The 24,859-nt window shown below is 34.4% G+C and carries 15 protein-coding genes and 1 pseudogene; 2 read left to right on the plus strand and 14 right to left on the minus strand.

Going from position 1 to position 24,859, the window contains the following annotated elements:
- From ACZIYX_RS21045 to ACZIYX_RS21105, 13 genes and pseudogenes are all read right to left on the minus strand, one after another.
- Positions 1–217: pseudogene (locus ACZIYX_RS21045) on the minus strand (hypothetical protein); the annotation flags it as partial.
- A 217-nt stretch (positions 218–434) separates the two neighbouring features.
- Positions 435–1,091: a deoxyribonuclease V gene (gene nfi, locus ACZIYX_RS21050; protein WP_462684231.1), complete on the minus strand. Its 657-nt coding sequence runs from the start codon at positions 1,089–1,091 to the stop codon at positions 435–437.
- A 109-nt stretch (positions 1,092–1,200) separates the two neighbouring features.
- On the minus strand, positions 1,201–1,638 hold the full coding sequence (locus ACZIYX_RS21055; RefSeq protein ID WP_462684232.1) for a hypothetical protein: 438 nt from the start codon (positions 1,636–1,638) through the stop codon (positions 1,201–1,203).
- Between the two features lie 249 nt (positions 1,639–1,887).
- Positions 1,888–2,277 (minus strand): hypothetical protein, encoded by a 390-nt coding sequence (locus tag ACZIYX_RS21060; protein WP_462684233.1) that lies wholly within the window; start codon positions 2,275–2,277, stop codon positions 1,888–1,890.
- A complete protein-coding gene (locus ACZIYX_RS21065; RefSeq protein ID WP_462684234.1) occupies positions 2,270–3,037 on the minus strand; it encodes a hypothetical protein in 768 nt (255 codons plus the stop codon). Before ACZIYX_RS21065 ends, ACZIYX_RS21060 begins: the two co-directional genes overlap by 8 nt.
- Positions 3,038–3,074: 37 nt before the next feature.
- Positions 3,075–3,656 carry a hypothetical protein gene (locus tag ACZIYX_RS21070; RefSeq protein WP_462684235.1) on the minus strand — a complete coding sequence of 194 codons (582 nt, stop codon included), beginning with the start codon at positions 3,654–3,656 and terminating at the stop codon, positions 3,075–3,077.
- Positions 3,653–7,078, minus strand: a complete 3,426-nt coding sequence (locus ACZIYX_RS21075; protein WP_462684236.1) for a hypothetical protein — start codon at positions 7,076–7,078, stop codon at positions 3,653–3,655. The genes ACZIYX_RS21070 and ACZIYX_RS21075 overlap by 4 nt, the downstream gene beginning before the upstream one ends.
- 10 nt (positions 7,079–7,088) lie before the next feature.
- Positions 7,089–8,213 (minus strand): hypothetical protein, encoded by a 1,125-nt coding sequence (locus ACZIYX_RS21080; RefSeq protein ID WP_462684237.1) that lies wholly within the window; start codon positions 8,211–8,213, stop codon positions 7,089–7,091.
- 24 nt (positions 8,214–8,237) lie between these two features.
- The gene (locus tag ACZIYX_RS21085) at positions 8,238–9,584 is read right to left on the minus strand and encodes a PKD domain-containing protein (protein WP_462684238.1); all 1,347 of its coding nucleotides are present in this window, start codon (positions 9,582–9,584) and stop codon (positions 8,238–8,240) included.
- A gap of 364 nt (positions 9,585–9,948) precedes the next feature.
- Positions 9,949–10,218 (minus strand): four helix bundle protein, encoded by a 270-nt coding sequence (locus tag ACZIYX_RS21090; RefSeq protein ID WP_462684239.1) that lies wholly within the window; start codon positions 10,216–10,218, stop codon positions 9,949–9,951.
- A 335-nt stretch (positions 10,219–10,553) separates the two neighbouring features.
- Complete coding sequence (locus ACZIYX_RS21095; RefSeq protein ID WP_462684240.1) at positions 10,554–13,925, minus strand: T9SS type A sorting domain-containing protein; 3,372 nt, start codon at positions 13,923–13,925, stop codon at positions 10,554–10,556.
- 3 nt (positions 13,926–13,928) lie between these two features.
- On the minus strand, positions 13,929–16,007 hold the full coding sequence (locus ACZIYX_RS21100) for a fibronectin type III domain-containing protein (protein WP_462684241.1): 2,079 nt from the start codon (positions 16,005–16,007) through the stop codon (positions 13,929–13,931).
- Positions 16,007–20,929 carry a hypothetical protein gene (locus ACZIYX_RS21105; protein ID WP_462684242.1) on the minus strand — a complete coding sequence of 1,641 codons (4,923 nt, stop codon included), beginning with the start codon at positions 20,927–20,929 and terminating at the stop codon, positions 16,007–16,009. Before ACZIYX_RS21105 ends, ACZIYX_RS21100 begins: the two co-directional genes overlap by 1 nt.
- A 1,450-nt stretch (positions 20,930–22,379) precedes the next feature.
- Between ACZIYX_RS21105 and ACZIYX_RS21110 the strand changes: the two genes are divergently transcribed.
- Together ACZIYX_RS21110 and ACZIYX_RS21115 are read left to right on the plus strand one after the other, a co-directional pair.
- Positions 22,380–22,604 carry a hypothetical protein gene (locus ACZIYX_RS21110; RefSeq protein ID WP_462684243.1) on the plus strand — a complete coding sequence of 75 codons (225 nt, stop codon included), beginning with the start codon at positions 22,380–22,382 and terminating at the stop codon, positions 22,602–22,604.
- A gap of 636 nt (positions 22,605–23,240) precedes the next feature.
- On the plus strand, positions 23,241–23,429 hold the full coding sequence (locus tag ACZIYX_RS21115; RefSeq protein WP_462684244.1) for a hypothetical protein: 189 nt from the start codon (positions 23,241–23,243) through the stop codon (positions 23,427–23,429).
- 153 nt (positions 23,430–23,582) lie between these two features.
- Here ACZIYX_RS21115 and ACZIYX_RS21120 read toward each other — a convergent pair whose 3' ends face one another.
- Complete coding sequence (locus ACZIYX_RS21120) at positions 23,583–24,767, minus strand: acetate/propionate family kinase (protein ID WP_462684245.1); 1,185 nt, start codon at positions 24,765–24,767, stop codon at positions 23,583–23,585.
- Between the last annotated feature and the right edge of the window lie 92 nt (positions 24,768–24,859).

The following is a 24,859-nucleotide window of genomic DNA, read 5'->3' on the forward strand; positions in this document are numbered from 1 at the left end:
GTAAGGAAAAACTGTAAATGTTTATGTTAAGTGCGCCTTGTAAAAAATAGGTATACGGCTCTCTGCTTTTATTTTGATTGGAGCTATAGTAGATACCACTAGCAGAAACCTGACCGTTTACTGTAAAAGGTTTGCTTTTGGTTATAGACTCATAGTCCAGCGTTTGCGCGAAGGATATAAAAGGCAATAGTATAAATGGGAGTAATAGTTTTCTCAATAGGATATGTTTTCTGCTGTTACCATAAGTGATTACACACTATAAAAATGAATATAGTTTCATTATAAGAAGATAGGCGCGGGTTGTAGGTTTTTAGTATTATTCTAAATTTTCGTTTTTGTTTGTTCGGCAAAGTCAGGAGGCTTTGCGGAGCTAGAGGTAATAGTATTAACAAACAGATTTGTTTCATGTATATATACAAATTGAATTTTCTCATTTATAGATTACTCTTTAATTCTTTCATAGCGATCTTAACAGCATGATCTGAGCTTCTAGTTGTTTCTGGAAGCCTATATTCTGGAGATGCTTTTATAACCCAATCACTAGCAGTTTCTATGCTGATTAGATGTCCAATAGAAACAAAAACAGGCTTGATACCATCCTGAGTACGTAATACTCTTCCTACAATCTCATCATTATCTATCAAATTAGAAAAACTACCTCTTTTTAATTCTGGAATACTATATTCTCCTATTAATCGTGTTTTGGCACATCCTATTGTTGGTACATTTAACTCTATTCCTAAATGGCATGCCAACCCAAATCTACGAGGATGCGCATATCCTTGGCCATCACAAATAATTAAATCTGGTGTAATCTGCAACTTTTGATAAGCTTTTAAAACAGGTGGTAGTTCTCTAAAGGAAAACAAACCAGGAATATATGGGAAAAATACTTTCTCTACATGAGTGACGGTTTCTAGTAATTCTAATGTATTAGCATCTAAAATAGTAATAGCTGCAATTACCATATCACCATCTTTTTCATAAGCAACATCTACTCCTGCTAAATACTCTACATCCCCAAACTGGTCTTTCTTAATTACTTTTTGTGATAATTCGTGTTGATTTTCAATAGCTTGTTTTTCATTCATATGCTTATTAAATCTTTCTACCAATGTTGAACAATTGGCTATTTATAAATGATGCTCTCTTACCGTCACGAGCGAGACGCTCGCGCTAGCAGGAGTGAGAATAAATAGTTTAAATCTGTTCTCTTCTTATACCTGTAATTAGTCTATTGTCTATTTTGACGATATAATCACCATAGGGATCATAACATTCTAGGTAGTCGGAATGATATAATTTAAAAACCAATTCAAAGCTATCAACTGTTTCTGAGAAAATACGATTATCAACTTTTCCATAATAAGCGATAGCTTCTAGCTTAAACTTATAATCATTAAAAGGTTCACTAACACCAAACTGCACTAATTTTATAAATTCTAACAACAGTTTAGAAGAAGTATCTATAATCTTAGGAAGATAATCGTCATTTAAACTAGATATAAAACTCTCAGCATCAATCCAATTTAATTCTGATTCTTTTAATTTGATTTCAAATTCTATGGTCTTATTTTGCAACTCAATCTCTCCAATAAAAGAGTTGCTTGAATCTGAATAATAAAATTTATCTTTCATTTCCTATTTCCCTCCTAAAACTTTTACTCCTTGAGTTATATGAAAACAACAAGTGCATCTTTGCATATTCTTAATTGAGCTTAGTTTACCTTTTACTAAAATTTAAATTTTATCTAAATTCGTACTCTTCTTACACCAATAATTAGTTTATTCGCTACATTAACTATATAGCTCATAGCATTCAAAATTGTTAGAATGATATATTTTAAAACTAACTAATAGCTATCAACTAATTCACTAAGATTTAAATTAAAACTGTTCTCTTTTCACTCCTACAAATTGAAATTCTTCAAACAAAATAATCCATTTCCCATCTGTATCCATATGATTTGAACAGTCCATAGAGTGACCGATTTCAAAATCATTATATCCATTATGCTTAACATATTCAATTTTAAAATTACAGTTATTGTAATCAAAAAAAGCTGAAAGGGATTTCAAAAGTGGAATTGCATAATTTGACAAATTAATTATATCTATTTTATCATCTTTAATTCTTTCAATAAACTTTTCTACATACTCTATTTTAAAATCTTTATCAAAATATATTTTATAATCATTTACAAAACCCTGCCATAAATCAAGTTCATTATTGAACTCAAAATTATGTCCTGAAATATTCACATTAGAACTACTCATTTCCTATCATTTTAACCTTATCCTTTAAAATATAAAAACAGTTAGGACATCGGCACATATTACGATTACTTTTATTTTTTACATATAAAAATATTTCCTCTAAGTTAATTTGCTCTCCTTTTTGTCTAAGTTTTTTTATAATCTCATTTACAACCTGTACTTCTGCGTGAGAACCTGGTTTACCAGCTTGAATTAATTTGTTTTCTTTTCCTTTAGCGATATTTAATAATTTATTAAAAACACCTTTTTTTGAAGTCTGATCTAAAGCTTTATGTGCTTTATAATCTTCCCTTATAAAATCTAAATATTCGATATGCTCTTGTAATTCTGGTTCTAAATCCTCTACTAATTTTTTAAATTTTTCTTCATTTTTAATACCATCAACTTTGGGGATATTATTTTTAATTACAAAATCATCAAGTTTAGAATGGTAACCTCCAGAAATAACAAAACTACCATCTTTAAAAGGTGGTAAAGCTTCGTTCACTCTTTTAACCATTTCTTTCTTACTACCTTCTGATAATGAATTGTATATTTGATCAATATCTAAGTCATTAGGAGCACTGTACTCTTTATCTAAAAAATATTGTTTATGTTTTTTCCAATGGTCAATCAAATTAGGTTTTTTATCCAGAATTTTCAACCCATCTGACGATATTTCTCCAAAATCATCTAGAAATTTAGCTGTAGTTACATCTCCTAAATCATCTAATTTCTTAGCTAATGTAGTTAAATCAAGATCATCAATCTTTGCCAGCAAACTACCCCCAGCGTTATTGATGTCTTTTACATCTACCTCAAATATTATTTAGATATTCTTCAAATTTTTCCCTAGTATCAAAACCTTTAGTAAAACCTTGATTAATTAATTTTAAAGAATACAAATCTAATTCGTTTTTACCTATGTTATAAAAATCTTTTAAATCTTCCTTTAATTCAAAATCACTAATAAAGAATTTGTCTCCATATATTTTTACAAATTCAATACAATTATTTAATTCTTCACTCTCTAATTTTATAAAGTTTAATAAAATATATATTGGATTAATTTTCAAATAACGTTGTAGAAATATTAAATCTGTAAATTCACCATCAATATTGATTAATTTAAAATGTTCTTCTCTCATTCTTTTTTTTCTAGGAAAATTACTTTGAATTAATGAAATCCAATCTTGATTAGAGAAATTAATCCAAAGTATTGGGAATGTTAATAATAATCCAATAATATATCTAGACTGATACTTCTTTAAGTTAAACAATAAAAAACTATGCCCATCATCTAAATTATTCAATAAATCAAAATGCTCTTTTTTAACAGTATGTCTATTTATCTCACCTAATTCACTATGAAGTTTATGCGATATTTCTTCGTTTGTCATTCTTGCAAAAATTTAATAATTGTTTTTACATTTCCAAGATTATCTTCATATAAGATTTCCAAAGAGGCGTTTTTAGTATCAATTCCAAGTTGACGAAATATTTGAGGAAATTTTTCTGCTTCTGGTATTGATGGAAAATAATGTCCAGATGCATTTGATATTTTCTTCACTTTACCATTTACAACTTTCAAAGTTCCAGCGGCTTCAACATCACTTGCATTTCCTAAAAAGTGATGTTTTTTACCAATCTTTAACTCACCTTTTATTGTAATTACAAAGTCTACTTCATTAAATGTTTTTCCTTTATTTCCTATAGGATTTATCAACCCATTTTCAATTTTTGCTATTCCCCAAAGTTCTCCATCTTTTGGTAATGCTTCATTTGGATATTTATTCTTAATTTTTTGTGTAATTTTCCAACCCCCCGCGTTATTGATATCTTTCCAAGCTTTATATCCTCCAGCTTTTTTAATTTCATCAATATTCTTGCCAACAAGTTCTAGTTCATCAACATTTCTTCTTAGTACATCATCCACTCCTGCATCATCAAGGATTTTCCACGCATCAACCAAGTCTGGATTCCTGATAATCGCTTCTGCAAACTCTTTATTTGCCAGATCCTTGTTAAGAACTTTTAATCCATCGGCATCGAGATCAATACGTTTTACATTTTCTAAAAACTGCTTGCTCGCCTGATCCCCAAATTTAATCATTGTATACGAACCATCAGCAAGTTTTACTATTTTTCCTATATACTTAGCCGAGGTAGCATATACCAAAGGTATGGTAGAAGCAAAAGAAATTACTGCGTTTGTGCCATCGCCTTCTATTAAATACCAAACCCCGTTAATGGCATCAAAAGCTTCTCCAAACAAGGGTATCATCCCTGCGGTATCCAACACAAAATGCCCAATAGCCGAAGGATCATATAATGCGGCAAACATTTTATTAAGATCACAGGATAAACAATCTACAGGAGGTTTTGTAAAAACATACCATTTTCCTGATTTTGGGTTGTATTGATAAAAATCTGCCCCACCTTCGGTATTAGATATAGCATATATATAGCTAATCCCTCCCGAATCATTAGCGACAATTCTTAAAAACCCTCCCTTATCAAAATAGTTGTAATACCCTAAAACGTACTTGTCAAATGAAACTTTACTAACGTTTGGCAAGCAGGTAGAATAACTGGCAGAAAGTTCTGACAGCCCTTTTGATTGACCTATAAATGTAATTTGGGTTTCTACAAGTAAATTTCCTGTTCCTGTTTTATTTACAGAAGAGGAGGAATATTCTCCTTCCAGAAAAATCACATCGCATTGTAAATACGGTGTTTTTAAGCCAATAACTACTTTAATGTTTCCAGAGGTAGTAATGGCAGGAAACTCATACGGTTCCCCGCCTTTTTCTAGTTTATACCCTTTAAAAACCCCTTTGGCAAAATACCCGTTATAAATTTTGTTATCTAAAGTAAACCCACTTAACACCCCTTTTGCTACTTTTAAAGTATTGTTTTGCAAAAACCTTGGGATTGCATTTTTAGGCAATGTTATAGGTATTCCTGCAGGGGACAGATAAACAATGGTATTTGAATTTGGGTTATTGTTAGGCTCAAATTGCTCTACTATGGTAAAGAAAGTTTCAGCCGATATCTCTGCATTTTGAGTATCCTTAAAATTAGAAGTGAAATTTTCTTTAATTATAGCATCATTCTTTCCACTTGCAAAGTCTTCTTTTGCCTTTTCAACGATCTGCTTTACCTTGTCTTTATCGTCCACAAACTCCTGTAGTTTGTCCCTATCCTCTTTTGTTAACCCATTATTGGGATCATCAATTATCTCTTGAAAATACTCTTGGGTAAGTCTGGTCTGCTGATTGGTATCTAGATTATCTTTAACGATTGCTACCACATTATCCAGCTCTTCTTTGATTACTGTAATTGCCTGAGTACTTAAAACAATTAGATCCTGCAACACATCCAGCTCATTCCCTATATCATCTACACCTCCCCAATTCTCATCATAATCTGTAATTACAATACCACTGGTTAATTGATAATCGGTGTTAATCTGTATGTTGTTAAAACTTACTTTAAGCTTGGTATCCTGCAAATATGGTACTACAATATATCCCCAACCAGAAAAATATCCGTTAGCCCCTTCGACTTCTTTTACGGTTACAGGAAAATCCCCCGCAGTAAACACATCATTAATTACTAAAGTCTCTAAAGGGTTTTTATTTACTATCACCAACTCTGGGGTAATCCCGCAATTATAGGTTACGGACTCACTTGGTGTTACCATTGTCGTAAACTCATAAATCTGGGAGTAGGTAAAGGCTCCATTATCCAAACATTGTCCTCCTACCCTAAACTCATAAGTTGTTCCTGGCTTTAGGTTATGAATGGTCGTGTATTGATTTACTGTACCAGTATCAAACCATACAGCATTTTCCACATCTTTTTTGCGATATTGTATGGTATATCGTAAATGGTCCACTCCTTGCCAAAGAATCTTTTCTTTTGTTGTTCCTATTGCTTCTGCTAATACATACCCGGGCTCTACACAATTATCGGCATAGGTAAAATGGTAAATCTCACTATAACCATTGTTCTTAAATACCGAAGTTTCACTAATACCATCATTTACCATAGCGCGTACCCGCCAAGCATACTTTTTATCGGGCAGTAAAGGAGTTTCTGCCGGACCGTATAGTAAGGTAGTGGCATAGGTTGTGGTTTGATATATAGGTCTGCTTGCCAAAAAAGCAGCTTGTGGGTCCATTTGGTCATCCCAAAGTTCTGCTAAGGTAAATTCATATTCTACATTGGTAGCATTCAAATGTCGTGGGGTCCACTGAAAAATAATATTTTGTGGATCCCGCATAGATACTTGTTCTCCACGATTTGGAATATTTAGAAATGGGGGATCATTAAGTACCAGATATACAGTAGCGCAACTCTTGCGGGAAACCCGTCGTCCTGATTGGGCATCGTATGCCTCAAAACAAAAACGATATAATCCTTCGGGTAAAGGAACACTATATTGTTGTGGGGTAATCCCTTTTAGGTTCTGAAGTGCAAAATAAGGCTGTAAATCCAAATTACTTAATCGAACCGGAACACCACCATCCAAAAAAATAGGATTTGCACCAATAACCACCTCTGTACTTTGTATGGATAATCCTGCGTTATTCTCGATATAAAGCTTAAAACGTACTGGTAAATTAGATTCTGTTATGTCTATAAGCAATGTATTAAGGATAAGCTTATCGGATACCGATGTACTGTACTCCGATAACTTTAGGCTATACGGCGGGATGACCTGTGGGGTAATATTAACCGGAAAAAGTTGTCCATATCCCCCAATAGAGAACAGAAGTATGGTTAATAAAAAGTAGTATTTGGTTATTTTAATCATCTACATTTTTTTATGGAAGAGTAAACAGAAAAGTATTGGTTTCATAAAAATTGTTTACCTCATTGCTAGAAAAGGTTATTTTCATTTTGTAATCCCCTTTAGTAAATTTAACCCCACTTGCATCAATATCTGGATAATGTAACTCAATTGTTTTAACTATATGCAGATAATTCAACCCAAAAGGAGATACAATATTAGAATTTACACTTCTGTAGTAAGTAATACAATCTATACTTTTTTCTTGTAATACGATTTCGCTTTGATCATCAAGTCTGGTAATAAAAATTGTAGAGGTATCGAAATAGTAATTATAACGATCTTCGAATAAATTACTGAAAAAATATCCAGAAAAATTAAGTCTATATTCCTTCTTTCCCGAACACCTATCCTCTTTAATATAGTTAACACCGGTTATTTTAGGATCAGGATTAAATACAGCAAAAGTTATAAAAGCATTTAAGTCATTTTCATAATTTAATTTTTCAATGTTTTCATTTCCTAGTTTGTACCCTAAATAATAGCCTTTTACTTCTTGATATGGTTCGCTAGAAATGCTATTTTCGGGAACAGTAAAATTGATCAATCCATTAGCATAAGTATATGTAAGTTCAATTGTTTTGTTTGAATCTTCCTGATCAATAAAAAAGAACTTTATATTGGCATTTTCATTAAAAACATCTGGCCTTAGACTATGTTTAAAACCTTTTTCAGAATAGTAATTAAATACCCTATTAGGTATTTTTGAATTTTTATCTTCAATAGTATTAAATGGCGGCGTTGTAAATTTTATAACCTTATAAGTAAAATCAGGGACTTCATTAGCAAAAAGGGTTAACTCGTATTTTGTTGCAGGAAGAAGATCATTTATTACTACCTCTCCTAAAGAAGTAGGTGTTTTTATGTATGCACTTTCCCCTTCTTCTCTAACACCATAAGAAATACCACTAGTGGTCGACCCATTTAATCTAATCGTAACTTTATTTGCCATAACTTGTTTTATTTCTATATCTCCTTGAAAAGGTGGGATATCTGTATCACCACTATCACTTGAGCAAGAGAATAAAAAGGATGCCATAAAAGCCATTAGAACAGGAATTTTAAAAAGTTGTTTACTGGATGTTTTTATTTTAATCATTTTTTTTATTAGTTATTAAATAATTTATTGTTTTTGAATTTTTATATCTACTAGTATATACGAGTTTTGTCCGTCGTTTACAAAATCCTTGATTTTAATCGCTCCCTTTTTTCCTTCTTGGGTCTGAAAAAGAACGATTCTTGGTTGTATCGTGTTATCAAAATCCTGTAATCCCCCCGGGGTTTCTTGTATCGTTAAAGTCTTTAATAATGCGTCATCTTGTATCATATCGTATTGCGAAACCGATAAAGATGCCGCACAACCACATAGCTCTTGCGAATTGATAAAAATAGTGCTTTTAGGATTCTGAAACACATCAAAAGTAGTTTCGGAAATTTTGTGTGGGCTTACAAATCTATTACGGCTAAACGTACTGCTTAGTCCAAAAAAAACAAGGTCGATACGTTGTTCTATTTCTGGGGTTACTTCTTGACCTGTATATACTTTACGGTCTACAACACTATAAAAAGCACCCAGGGTATTAGAGCTATGCGCAGTGTTTATTCCTAATTTTATATCTTTTATTTCTCTTAAATTGGTATTTTTAAAAAACTCTATTTCCTTACGCATTACCTTTGTTTCTTTACCATTAAATGCGGTTAGAATGATCGAATGTTTTCCTTCTTGTGTAAAAACAATTTCTGGGTTCTCTTCTGTAGAGGTTAATGTGGAAGCTCCTTCAAAATCCCATTGATACCCTGTGGCACTAATGGATGTGTTTTTAAACTGTATACGCGCTGGCACTTGATAATCATCATCTTCAAAAGCAATGATATACTCAAAATCAGATACTAAAAGAGGAGCTACCGTAACTGTTTTTTGCAGATCATACGTTTCCCTGCCATTACTTATTTCTAAAGTGATTTTGTGTTCTCCCGGTTCTATAAAAGTTACTTCCCCCGGGTCTTTAACCAAAGATGTAGCTGGTGTACCCCCTTCAAAAGTCCATGAAAAAGTATCTACCCCAGAGGAGTTGTTTTGTATAACATACCTAGCGGGAGAAAAATTATCTACCAGATTGGTAACTTCAAAATCTATTACTACCGGATCGTCTATCTGTATTTCTATAACCTTTGTGTCCCTGGATCCATCCTGGTTACTTGCGGTAAGTTCTATTTTATATACTCCTTTTGTGTCATATTGTATTACCCCGGGATTACGGTTTACGGATCTGGATGGTACCCCTCCTTCAAAACTCCATTCGTAATCTTCTCCTCCTTCTGTTCTATTAAAAAATACTATTTGCACGGGTATAGAGAAATCTTCGTTAAAAACTTCGAACTCAAAATCCACAACAACCGGCACTGCTTCTTCTTTGGCGCAACCTGCCAGAAGTACTAGTGAAATTAATATGTAAATTATTTTATCCATTTTTTTTGTTTAAAGAATCTAAGACTCAAAGATGCAAAGACTCAGAGATGCAAAAGTTCAAAGAATCTAAGTCGCAAAGGCTCTGAGACGCACAGATGTTTGAGATTCTGCTATTATATGGAACTTTCTACTTTCCTGTTATAACTGGATAGCATACGTTCTAATTCTCTTGTTTCTTCATACATAGTTTCAAATTTATCTTCACTTATATATAGCTAAATCAACATAAAATAACATTAATCTTTCTAGTAAAAAATCGAATTTCTACGTTAAAAATACTCGTCATAGCTCTGCTATGACTGCGTTTTTTGCCTTGAACTTCAATTTTTTCCTTTATAAATCTTTTATGCCATTTCATATTAATTTAGCTATATTTTAAATTTTTTGAAATTTCTAATTGCGTTTGTACTTCGAATAGTGAACTCATAGCAATATTCAAAAATCTTACATATTCTTTTTTACCCTTTCTACCATACCCTTCGGCAATATTACTTGGTATAGAAACACACGCTCTTCTTATCTGAGAAGTCAGTCCATAAATTTCTTCTTTTGGAAAATCATTGGTATCTCTATATACTTTTGTCACGATATCCATTGCTTTCTCCCAAATTTTTAAATCTCTAAATGTGCTCATTACTATCTGATCTTTTAATTTCAAAGACTCAAAGTTTCAAAGAATCTAAGAATCAAAGACGCTAAGTTTTTCCCTGTTTCTCTACTTCTTTGCTTCTCTGCTTCTCTGCTTCTCTGTATCTTTGTTTCTTTGCTTCTCTGCTTCTTTGCTTCTCTGTTTCTCTGTTTCTCTACTTCTCTACTTCTCTGCTTCTCTACTTCTCTACTTCTCTACTTCTCTACTTCTCTGCTTCTTTGCTTCTCTGTATCTTTGTTTCTTTGCTTCTCTGCTTCTCTGCTTCTTTGCTTCTCTACATCTTTGCTTCTCTGTTTCTTATTTCCATCTCGCAAAGTCCTCTACTCAAATACCAACTTGCGCACTGCTGTGCCTTTTGGGGTTTCTAATAATATTAAATATACTCCTGCCGGTGCTGTTACAGAATAGTCCAGTAAAAAGTCCCGGTTATTTTTCTCTGAACGTTCATGAATTGTTGCTCCTGACAAAAGATCTATTATTTTTATGGTAATATTAGCATCTTCAGCTAAACTTACTTTTGTTTTAAATGCACCTCCATTTGGGTTAGGAAACACTATAAATTCTTCGATAAAATCTCCTGATGAAGAAGATACCTCTGGAGTTTGAATTGCTGGTTCTACCAGAATAGTTTTTGTATAATCCTGATAACAGTCCTTTTGATAGGATCTTAGGTTAATGTCATAAGGACCTTCTTTTTCAATAGTAAACACTAATTCTTCTTTACTTTCTGAAATAATTTCAACTCCATCAGGAACCGTCCATGTTACGGTTTCTCCTATAGGTTCACTAATATTGATTAGGATTACTTCTTGATTTGCATAAGCTTGTGTAGCAATTAAAAAATGAGCATCTATGGGAATATCCAAAACTTCGACCTCTATACTCCCTGTTCCTATACAGCCAAGGCTACTGGTTATAGTTGCTGTATATATTCCTGTTTTAGATATTTCTATAGTACTATCTGTACTTGTAAACCCATTTTCACTAAACCAAGAGTAAACAGCTCCTGGATCCTCTATTGCAATATCAAGGATAAGGGATTGATCCCCACAAAGAGAACGTTTTTTTTCTATAGCAACAATAATAGGGTCGGGATCTGTAAGTTGTACTTCATAAAATGCTTTACATCCTTTGGTATCGGTTACTTCGATCCTATAGGTTCCAGAGGATAACCCATCCATAGATGTTGTAGTACTCCCTGTATTCCATACATAATTATAAGGAGGGTTCCCCCCGGTTATCCCTACTTCAATTTTACCATCATTCCCCTCAAAACAGGTTGGGTTTACTATAGACACTGGACTAACCTCTAAACCATTCGGTTGTATTATGTTCACCCTACCTTCTAGTTGGCACCCTTTGGCATCGGTAACAAAAACCAAATACGTTCCTGCAATAAGGTCTGTAATGGTAGATGTAGTTTCCCCTGTGCTCCACTCATAAGTATATGGCTTTGTGCCCCCAGTTACCATAGCTGTTGCCTGCGCGTCCTTACCACTTAAACAAGTCACGACAGTACTGGTAAAAGAGATTTCTAATTTATCTGGTTGGGGTAAGTATTTGGTACTATCTATTTCGGTAACCACTCTATATTCCCTTGATCCGTCCGGGCTAATAAATTCTTCGTAAGTAGCCAATATAATCCCGTTTTTATCTTCTATATTTAATGCATAAGTACCAACACTTTGGTTTTTAATAATGCTATCGTTTACTGCTATATCCTGCCATGTTCCTCCTACATTTTTCTTCCACCGATAGCAATATGGCATAAAATTATCCCTGCATTCTCCCGAATTTGCATTTGTTTTTGGAAAAGCTACCCCTCCTTTTACATGCGCTACCAAAGCTCCATCCTGAAACTGGTCTGGTATCCCCAAAGGATCATTAAAATCCACTCCATCACTATACACATTGGTTATATTACAGGAAATAGGATTAAACACTTTTATTGTAACTGTTAAGGGATCTGGCTGCTCCAGTTTATAATCTGAATTTACCTGAAAACAACCTGTTTGATAAGTAGCTTCCCCATATTTGGCATCCCAGGCGTTTAAGTAATATGTCCCGGCACCAACAGAATGTAAGGTAACCGCATATCCCTGGTTATCTGGAAGCACTTCTGTATGTACCGTATTTAAGATTTGACCTGCTTCATTTTTCCACTCGAACCGATAGCTACCATTCCCAAATGTTGTTCCTCCAAAAACCCTGGCTTTGATCCTTCCGTCTTTAAAGCCAAAAGCCCTGGGTTCGTTAAGCAAAGTATAGGCTATTTGCAATGGGGCATCGGGTTCTGTAATCGTTACAGGTACTATTTTAACCACAGAGGTAGGCTCATTACTACTGTTTAGTTCACGAGCAATACACTCCCCAGTTCTGCCACTTAATACTTTCTTTACTTTTATTTCATAATCCCCGGGCTTTACATCGGTAATCCTATGTTGTGCACCTGCATTAAAATCTGCCCATGCAGAGAATGTTCCCCCAACCGTTCTATAGGCGTACCGGAACACTCCCGGGTTTCCCCCCTTTGCGGTAATTAATATTTCTCCATCATTATTATTGTTTTCATTAGTATCTCCATCATTACATCGACTATTTGTTCCTGCCACAGATTCTATTTCTACAACCTGAGGTTTTTGAATCGTAAATTTCATAAAATGTCCGCTACTCTCTGTATAGGTATTGAACCTTCCGTAAAACCCCAAAACTGTCGCTTCATAATCGCCTGGCAGCAAACCTTCTAAAGTATAGCTATCCCGCTTACCGGTATCGGGATTGACTTGTAATACGGATAGCTTTGGTGTTGAAGGAAAGGTAGGCGATCCTACCGAGGATGCTATGCTTAACTCTTCTCCTGGAAACAATTCTCTTGAAAATGTAAAGCGCACACTCCCATCCCCGCTATCATAACAACTGGTGAAAAATTCTTGCTTAGCAGAAAACGTAGGAGCAGATGGCACTATAGTATACGTTCTGGGTGCAGAATACCTGCGATCATTACACGAACTTATTCTAAATTGAATCTGTTTTCCCAAATAGGATTGTGCAGAAGCTCCAAGGATATCTTGGGCATTTACCTGTATAGTAGATGTACCATTAAAGGCAGCAGGTACATCCTGAAAACTTACCGCATTATCTATACTATATTGCCAGGTATAAACACTTAACCTTTCTGGAAAACCAGAAATTGCATTTACGTTTATTTTTTGATCTAACGGCAAAAAATCACTGATCCCAGGAGATAAAACTTCTACCAAAGGTTCTGCATTAATAGTAATATCTGCAAACCATAATGCATTCCCAAACAGATCTGTTCTATGATCAGCAGTTGTTGAATAAAAACAAGTATAAGGATACTGTAGTGGGAAATCTATCGAACTATTTGGTCGATCCCCTTTACAACTACTTTTAATACGACGGGAAGCCCATGCCACAATCTTGTGAATAGTTACATTATCCGGGACAGATATTTCCTTATCAAAATCTATCCTAAAAGGTTCTGTGCCATAACTTCTTTTATAAATGTTTCTTACATCTCCATCACTAAGGATAATATCAAACCCAACTTCTGCACAATGGGCATTTTTACTATGGTGTGCATCTCCATGAGCGCTCACCAAATACTTTACTTGTGCATGTGGGATTGCTGTTGCAAAAAGAACACATATAATTATTACTATTTTCTTCATACTCTAAAACATTATATTCACTGTTTCTATCGTACTATATCCACTATTTTTTAAAATGGCTTTAAGTTGATAGGTATATTTTATGTTAGGGCTTACACCGGTATCTTCCACCTTTTGTATGTCCCCGGGCAATTGCCTCCACAATGTTGGTACTTCTCCTTCTTCATTTCTATAAATTAAAACCTCTATTACAGTATCTTCGATTGTTTTCCAGGACAGGTCTATTTTATATCCAACCCTATCTGCAAACCCTGTAAAATTTTTAATTACTTGTATTGGTTTATTTTTTTGAACTGTTAACGATATGGGGGTAGAGGGTAAAGAAATTAAACCAGATTCATCTTCTGCAAAAATGGCATACCTATATTTCTGCCCGGTTTTTACGGTAGGATCGGTATAGGTCGTTATCGTATCGGTTTGGTGGATCACCTGCCAGCCTTTATGGGCTTCTGTACTAAGTTGACGGTACAATTTATGATATTTAACATCATCACTACTACTATTGATCCATGTAAGAACAACGCCTTCTTGGTTTACTTTATATCCCGAGAATACCGGGGAGGAAGGTGGTACTACATCTGGTTTTTTAAGACTTAGCTTTTCTGAATAGTCGGACATGTTAAACCGTTGGTCCACCGCTACAACCTGATAAAAAACGTTACTGTTTAAAGATTTTACCTGCACCGTATCAATAAATGTTGTCTGCGCAATTGGTCCTACAGTAAGCTGTGATACTTCCTCTTTTTCCAGATTGCCCCTAAATACTCTATAGCCTAACATATCCTTTTCGGTATTGGCATCCCATTGTAATTTTACAATCCCCAGAGTATCTATTGTTCCCGTTAAACCTACAGGCATCGCCGGGGGTATCGAATCTATAGTTTGCACAAATGCAGTTAAAGAAGTGGTTTTTTGGTTATTTTTTCCTATTGCAGTAACCCTAAAATAATTAGAGGGTTCTGGTTCTGGGTACACCGTTTCACGTATATTCGGCAAAATTCCGGATTTTACTACTTTATAAGGGCCTTTTTCTTGGGCTGCCCAATTGAGTTCAAACCCCGTGATTTCTTTTTCTGCTTCTTTTAGAAATTCCCATGTAATGACAACCCTCCCTAGCTCATCAAATTTATATTTGGAAATATGAGGTACGGCAGAAAGTTTTTTAACTCCTTGTGCGGATACTATTTTGGATGCAGGACTTTCTTCCCCAAAAGGAGAAATTCCTTTTACCCTGTAATAATATGTTTTATCATTTTGAGATAAGGTATCTACATAAAACATGCGTTTGGATGGGCTTTCGGGCTTATCATTCAGGTTTACCAATGGGGTATCCCCTAAACGGGTAAAATCTGTACCGTTTTCTGAACGCTCCAGATAATAGGAAGTGAATACGGTTTTAAACATTTCATATTCCCAGGTGAGCAATATACTTTTATCGTCTCCTATAGCAATAAGATCTATGGGTTGTGGCAGCTCTTCTCTTTTACTGGTTTCAACAAACACGCTCCCTTCTTTAACAGGTAACAAATCGGTAGGGATTGCCGTTTTTACTGTATAAAAATAATCTTCATTTTCTTTAACATCGGTATCGACATAGCCTAGTCCTGCTAGTTTTGCTGCTTCAAAATTAAGGTCCGCAGCAAATAGGGCAAAAGAAAAACGTTGTTCTATTTCTTTGGATTTATTGATAATCTGTGCTAATCCCCCTTGCATTTCTTCTACCTCAAAACTCTCTCCGTATAATGCCTGAGCAAGAATGGCTGCATAATCGTTTTCTTGCACAATACTTTCCCATTCGGCTATTGGTCTTGGCAGGATCGGGCTAGGTGTTACCACTTTCTTTTCGGCTGTATCCAATTGTTTCCCGTCCCTTTTTATGGTAAACCGCTCTATAATATACCCATAAGTATTTGCCTTTAACCATGCCGATGGGCTTGTTACCGCCCAACGTAATGTAACTTGGCTGGAGCTTATTCTGGCAATAACTTTAACAGACGGGATATCCTCAGCCACATCTTGCGAATAAAGGCTCCCGCTAACCAAAAACAAATATGCAAGTATTAAAAATAAACAGGTGCGCATTATCTAAATTTTAATGGGTTTTTGAAATCAATTGTAGCCTCGGTCCCTTTTATTCCACCCGGTAAGATATAGCTCAATCTGATTTTATATTTACCATATCTCATAAAGTAATATGCTGCATTGGTCAATGACATAGCCGGATGTTGGCTATTTATTATCCCTTTTGTGAAATCACTATATACCTGATCTCTTAGGTCTACAAAGTCTTCTTTATAAATTCTTGCCAAATTATACCGGTATGGAAAATGGGTTTCTATCATGTTTCTTTTCACATCATTCTCTAAACTTATAATATAATCTATCTCTATAGGCAATGCTCTTTTTGGGGGCACTCCCAATATGTCCGTTTCCCTTCTTGTTATTTGGTATTTTCCTGCAACAGGATAGGTATTATATAGTATTGGGTTGATATCTTCTTTAAAATAAGTGTCTGTTAAAAGTGCTTCCCGGGTTACTAAGGCTTTATCTTCTGAATATGGATTGCCTTGTAATTCCACCAAATCAAAACCTTCATAATTTGAAGCCCGGTTAAACAAGAAAATAACATCCGAATTAATCTTGCCAATACTGTAATCCGTAAAAGAAATAGCATTTATTTTATGTGCAAAGGTTTTGTGTTTACTGGACTTAAACTCATAGCCCAATCGTTCTATTTCCCCTTCTTTTAGCACATTTTCTGCTTGGTTTTTTCTTATCTCTACTGTATTGTCATTTCCATACTCTTTCTTTTGGGTAGTGGTACGCCCGTTAGAAGAGCCTCTGGAACTTTTTGGTGAACTTACAATAGACATCAGGTATTTTGTTTCTTTGCCAACTTTAGGAAGTGTATAGCTTACTTTGTTATCTGTGGTATTGTACCCAAATTCGGATTCCTGAATATCTCCTGTTTCGTCTATATATTTTACTATACTTTGCCATTGGGTAGTATCAAACAAATAATCTTGTCCACGTTGCAACTGTATATAACCGGTACCGTATTCTCCCGGATAAAACAATTGCTGATCTACTACCGGGTACGAATATTGAATATTATGCAATGGGATATGATCTGGTGCACCACCTGTGGTAAAATTACGTTCTTCTGTTTCGATAGCCTTTTGACCATCTACCATTATGGTTCTAAAAACCCCATCTATTTTTTCCTGAAAGCTAACTTCTGCCGTAACTTTTAGTTTAGTATCGGGAGGTAGAATATCCTCTGAGATAAAAGTGACGCGGTCATTCATACGTCCCCACTCTACAGATCCAACAATTTCTTTACCGGTTGCATCTACAACATTGAATTTTTCCAGAATTACCTTATAGGTTTTATCCCCATCATCTTCAGGAATCACTATGGGTTCGTTTACCCGCATGGCAAAGGCTGCTTGTGGTGCTGCAAAAACATCCACATCGCCATCTCCGTCTTTAGGAGTAAGGTCTGTGATCATTTTTATTCCTCCCAAAGGAGAGGCATTATCGAGTTCGCACTCTTCTCCTATAGTGATTTTAAATCGAAAACTTCCTTTTACCAATCCTCCCAAGAGATCATAATACCCTCCTGCATATCCTCTAAACCAAAACGGGTTTGGTCCTTTACCTTGCATCAAGATAGCGGCCCCTCCCTTGATAATCGGGATTTTTTTTCTAATAAAAAACAACTTGATATTAATCCCTAATTCTCCTTGTAAATAGGCGTAGGATTGCCCGTTGGCATACCAGCCATTAATACCTATTTGATCCCCTTTTCCAACACAACGGGCATCTCCATAATCTTTTAACATAATATCAAATCCTACCCCTGCCTGAAAACGTGCGTAAAGAATCAGGAAATTCATATCCCCTGTATCTATTTTAAAATCTGCCCCAAAAGCAAACCCCCTTCCTTCGCCCAATGCATTTAGATCCCGCATATAATCCAGCTCATCTGCATCCACACCTAATATTTCTGCAACTTCTGGCGGTGGTGGCGGGCTACCGGGAATACGGTCACCCATCATAAAATACCCTCCTGTTTCTATAGCAAAAGATCCTATTCCCATTTTTAGCCCCAAACGATCTGTTGGAGTCCCAAAATGCACATACCATTCGTCTGGAGAGACATGGATGACTCCCCATCCTGCACGACCTCCCGATGCCCGTCCTTGGACTATCCCTCCCGGAACATTTACATAAAGATCCAAACTTGCATGAAAAGAATCGTTTACAAAATCAAATTCCATCCCCATTTTGGCACTAATAGAAACCTTTCCTACAATTTCAGCATCATATTCTGTATCTGCTTTATTCAAAAATGTTTTTCCAGTCTTGCTATCCATTACTCCATTTACGAGTTCGCTATCCACCATCCCGCTAAGTTTGTCGGTAAGTTTTCCCACAGGGTTTGGAAAATTGAATGCTTTCATGACCTGAGCTTCCCCAAAAAAGCCCAACCTGTTTACACCTCCTTTATTGTTGAATTCTATTTCAAAGCCAGCTCCAACTGCTATTGCACTTTCATCTCCAATAGCACCAAACACCATTGCTTTTACACCCAAATTAGAGTTTTCACTTGGGATATACGATAGCCCTGATGGAGAAAAATCTGGCCCTGCATTTGGTCTTCTGGTCATTTTATAAAATGCGCCTCCTGCAAATCCGGATATCTGTATGGGACCTACTTGTATTTTCAACCCATGTACCGCTGCATCCACATACCAATATCGAAAGTCTTTTTTTCCAAAAATTGCTTTACAGGTTAAGGGTCCAAATTTACCAAACTTACCCTCGATCTCGGCAGAAAAACCGTTCCCGTAGATAGGATCATTATTCATAAGTTCCAGGCCTCCTTTGAGCTCTATAGCCCCCATATTGACTGCTATATTAATTCTGGATAGATGGAGTCGTTCATATTTCCATCGTTGCTTATAGTTTTCTTCCTGAAACTTTCCAAAAATCCCTAAACGGGCATCGCCTGCAAAGCCTTTGTCCTTTTTGCCCATCAGGTTGATCATCAAATCAAACTCTATCCCGGCCTCAAACTCATTGGACATAAAAGCAATATTACCTATGGACACAGGAAAGTTCGCGATCTTCACCTCATCTTTGTACCCAAAATAATCCACCTGAATAATTGGGGACGTGGTTTGAAGCACAAGATTTTGAAATTCTATCCCTTTAAATTGCACGGTATGTTTTTTTTCTTCATCCCCTTCACCAGTAGTGTACGTTTGCCCTTCATTTGCTAAGGATTCTTTTTGGCTGGCAGAAATTGCCATGCGACCATTTAAAACCGCTTTGGGCCTAAAATTACCATCGATTACCATTAGCTCTACCGAAGAATTTGGTAATAATTGTGCTTTTGCTTTAAATACATCAAAACTCAATGTATCTAGTGTCGATACCACCAATCCATATTCGTCCTCTGAAATAATACCAGCATATCCCAGCCCCATTTTACCATCTGCTCCTGCTTGTGTATTGCTGCCTTCTTTGTCTGAAATCGGAAGTAGTATCTGCCCCTCAAAATCCGCCCCAATTAATCGGTTTGAGGCCAATTCGATCCCTATTTTATCTACAGAATATGCCCAAGCTTTGGACTCTGAAGTCCTGCCAGATTTAAGGGGGATTATATTTTCTGCTGAAAAATACCCGGAAACTCCATACGTATCAATTAATAGATTGGCAGCCTCAAAAGTTATCCTGTTCTTTTCTGAAACACTCTCTTTTGTTTTAAACTCTTTGGGCATTCCTATTTTTAAAGATTCTACATATACGCCCCGCCAAGCATTTGCATTAGGCAGTAAAAGTCCATTATCATAATAGTGTTGTGGAAAATTGACATTTTCTGTCCTAAGGTCACTAAAATCAAAAACTGCCTGATTAACCGAAAACATGAATTTATCAGGTTGACTTGCTAAAACAAAAGGAGAAAGACTAATCTCTACAATAAGATCGTTCCAATCGGAAGCTACAGCCCTAAAAGCACCAGTGACCCTGTTGGGTATTTGTATGGGTTCTTTGACTGCTCCTGTATACGTAACCGTTTCTGGTAATAGTTTTCCGGTAGGGTCCACCGGTAAAATCATATTTCGGGAAAACTGAACTTCACCTTCGATACCCATTTCTTTTACCCCATCACAATTAATGGTAACAAATGTTTTGTTTTGTGTATCCCCGGTTTTATAATTAAGCCCTCCTTTTAGTATCAATAACCAGTTGCCTCCATTAAAAGGTATAAATACATCGCCTAATAATACTAAGTTGGCATCGCCTATGATACCTCCCTGATGGGAAAGTTTAACATTATTGGCTCCAAAAAGGAGCTCTGTAGGTTTTCCTTTATCGTCCTGCTGCGGAATAATAACTTTTACAAAAACCGTAAGCTCTGTATATTCTGTATTAAATTCTGCTTTAACAAACCCTAATTGGTAGGTTACCCCGTTTACCTCATGGCTAATACCAACGGGCAGTACTTGAATATCCTCGTTACGAAAAGAACCGATCCACCTACCGGTACTATCTATTTCTTTGAAACCTGCTTTTGCCTCTGCCTTGGCTTTCTCAACATCTTCTGAGAACAAAGGAAATTCACTTTTTATAGTATTAAAAGTAAATTCTGGTGAAGTAATTTTGTTTACCAAGTTTTGGATCGGAAATTTTTTATCCAGTTCCGGCAATTGTACAAACTGGTTTGCAGGTAATTCTGAAATAGAAACTGCTGCTGGAGTAGTTAGTGTATCTTTTTCTTTTTTTATAGGAATTGTAGATCCCAATATTAGCATAGGGATAAATAACAAGACTATACAAAAATGTTTTACATTCATCCTAAAATGGGAGGGTAAAGCAAAACTGTTGAAAGGAATACCTTTATAAAAATCATGTATAGTTATACAACTATCTAAGACTGGTATAGATAGTTTTTTAACATACACAAGAAGGTTACTGCGTAGTTTTATATGCATATAGGTTTTATTTTGGGGCATTTGGGCTTGCAAGGGTATATATAAAATTTTTTATTACTATTTTAATATTGTACCATTACGCGACAAAAATACAATTTACCATATTGTTAAACAATAGTTAAAACAGGGAAAAACCCCCTTTTATATAAAAATAGATATTGTTAAAAAAGGGTGTTTTCACTCATTTAAGTTTTGTTTTAAATAATCAACTATTTTAAAATCAAACAATTAAAATTGAAATATTTTATTTTAAGTTTCCCTGTTTTGATTTTTTGAAATAGAAAAATATTTTTCATGTTTTTTTTATCATTATCATTTTTATACTATTCTGTATACTATGATATTGCAAAACTAAGTATTAAAAGTTTCATTTTCCGACACTCTTGTTTTTTTTGTGAAATATATTTCACAAAAGGCGAATTTATGGTTTTTCCGTAATAAATATATACGGAAATCCGTAAGAAGTGATTTTTATATGTTTCCTAATGAAAATAATTTTGGTTAAAAAAGTATAAGCAGAGGTTCTGGGTGTATTTATTTTCGAGATTGGGGGCAGTACACAAAATTAATCCGGGTCGATTTGATCTAACAACTCTAAGAACCGTAAACGACCAGTTACAGGGTTCTTTTCTGTTACATTCTTAGTTTATCAAAACTAGTAAAAGAGGAAGCTACAACCATTGCCTCATAATAAAAACATCAAAGTCGTCCCGATACCAAAATGTGCAAATAATAAAAAGGTAGATGTAAAAAGAAGGCAGATACTGCCTGCTCTTATAGAATTTTTATAGTCTTTTGACTCTAAAAAATTTGAAAAAAAGCAATAAAAAGAGATAGGTAATCCAATTGAAAGCGGAAAAACTCGTATATTATTAGGGAAACCAAACATTTTTACGGAAGATTCTTTTCGGAAAAAAATATAAATAAAAGGTGCTATGGCAGCTACCTCAACACCTATAATAATTAAAATATTAATGATTCTGTTAACCCCTATCCCTTGGGGAACGATCTCTTCTTTGTCAACTTAGAATTTTTCTTGTTCATTAATTCCTACTTCTTCATTTATAGATTTAGATTCACAGCTATAGCTAAATCAACATAAAATGGAATGCTTTTTATAATGTTAGATTTTTAAAAAAACTCTATCCTATTTTTGTTAATTTTAATGTGTTTTCGTCTCCTTTTTAGTGTAAAAAATGCGGAAAAAACCATCTTTTTTAAAAGATTTTCAAATAAAAAACATCAGATTAAGTAACTATAAGCTTCAAATTAAACAAAAAAAATCATAAATATGTGTTTATCAAATAATTAAATCAATACAGAAACGTAAAAAAAATATGGTTTACCTATAATGAATATAATTAATAATCAAATTTTAGTAAATAATCAAGAATTAAAAAAACAGAATTATAGGTATTTTTGAATAGCAATCTTATCTAATAACCAACTTATGTATTTATTTACTATTCCTGTTTCTATAAGAAAAGGTTCTGGTCCAGAATGGTATCAAAAAATCTTTACGGTAGAGTATACGGATCTGGATTTTGATATATCGACAGAAGATTTAATAGAGTGGGCAAAAGAAGATGTTAGGAGTCAATTAAGAGCTACAATGAAGGATAGCCTAAATGAAGAAAATTGGATTATAGAAAATGTAGAATTAAATAAAGTGTAGTAAGTAATGACTTATTAAATTTTTATTTTTATCTATCTGTCATTTTTTTAATCATTTCCTGAATCATTTTTTCTCTTCTTGCTTTTGGCTTTTTTTTCTATAAAGTTGGTTTACTATGAATATCTATCCATATTAGATAACAAAATAAACTTAAAATAACGGAGGAATTTTTAACTAAAAGAACATCTTTAACAAAGAACCAAAGTGCTGAAAATTTGATTTATTAGCCAAATTACTACACAATTTATACTCTGTATTTCTGTCTTTCATCCATAACACATTGATTATCCGTATCTATTATTTTTTTGACAGTAAATTCAAAATACAAATAGTATTAGAACTTCGTGATGAAGCTTTGAGATACAATACATACTGGTGTTTTCTTAATTTTAGCATAGCATCGCTACGATAAAATTAAAAAAGATAGTGAAGCGATAGTATTTGCAGTAGCTCAAAGATGTAATAATTTTTTTAATGTATAAAACGGGTTTAATAGCTAAAAACCTTTATTAAATTTTATACAGAAGTAATATCTAATTCAAAAATGAAACGATCCCGTACATATTCAAAGGATTTCACATAACTGATTTACAATATTTTAAACTAAATTTAAGTCTAACTTAAATACAATACAAAATGAAAAAGATCTTAAATCTAAATGGGGTTCAAAAACTATCAAAAATAGAACAACAAGAAATAAGAGGAGCTGCTCAACCCAGAGTTTATTGTGGTGGACCAAAAAAATGCTGTATTCGACTTGCTAATGGAGATGAATTCTGCGATTATGGATATTGCCAATCTAACGGAAGTTGTATGTGGGCATAACTATGAACATGCATTTATAAAAGATATAAAAATGCCATGTTCCTCTAATTGACGACAGTTTTTGTTATCATCTGTCTTAAAATAATAAAACAGGATTTCTAAAAAGTTGTAATCTGTGCTTTTCAGAAATCCTGTTTTTTTAGACAATCTCTTTTATGATACTAATTCAAAAGATTGTTTTGCGATTTCTAATTCCTCATTAGTAGGAATAACCAAAATTTTCACTCTGGATGCAGGTAGACTAATATCCCGTATATCTTTAAATCTTATATCGTTTTTATCTGCGTCTAATTCTATACCAAAGAAACCTAAATCTTTACATACCAGATTTCGTATTACCTTAGAATTTTCTCCAATTCCAGCGGTAAAAACAATAGCATCTAATCCGTTCATAGCCGCAGTATATGCCCCAATATATTTTTGGATACGGTATGCATTCATTTGTAGTGCTAATTGACAATCTAAATTTCCTTTGGCAGCTTCAGACTCTATATCCCGTAAATCACTATATCCTGTTAATCCAAGCATCCCACTTTCTTTTTGTAACAGCGTATTTACTTCACTAAGAGAGTATCCTAAAGAATTAACCATATAAAAAATAACGGCAGGATCAATATCTCCACAGCGGGTTCCCATAATTAAACCATTCATAGGTGCAAAACCAAGAGTATGATCCACACTCTTACCATTTTTTACCGCTGTCATGCTACAACCATTACCTAAGTGAATGGTAATTATTTTGGATTGTTCTTTCCCCAAAAATTCAATCGCTTTTTCTGAAACATATTTATGACTGGTACCATGAAAACCATATACCCTTATATTATTCTCTTCTAAAAATGAATTGGGAATAGCATATTTATATGCTTCTACAGGTATAGTTTGATGAAAAGCAGTATCAAAAACTGCAATTTGTTTTGCTGCAGGAAAAATTTCTTCGGCTACTATAATCCCTTCTAAATTTGCGGGGTTATGCAATGGAGCCAAAGAGGAAAGTTTTTTGATTTTTTCCTTTACTTCTTCGGTAACCTCTACTGTTTTTGCAAATGTACTTCCTCCATGCACTACACGATGTCCTACAGCTTGTATTTCTGATGCAGATTGAATTACTCCTGCTTTAGCATCCATCAAAAGGCTTGCTATTAAATGCAATCCATCCTTATGGGTATCTATTTTTTGTTCTTTTTCTAAAGATTCGTTTTTGGATGTATAGGTGATTTTGGATTGTTCTAAACCAATACGTTCTACCAGTCCTGAGCAAATAACCTTTGCCTCCGGCATGGTAAACAATTGAAATTTAATTGAAGAACTCCCTGAGTTTAATATAAGTATCTGCATAGTTTTCTTTAAGGTGTTTAACTTCTAAAAACCAGATGTAATACCATTTTAACTTTGAAATAGCACTAATAAATTATTTCTTTTTCATCTAT

It is taken from the genome of Aquimarina sp., assembly GCF_977115655.1.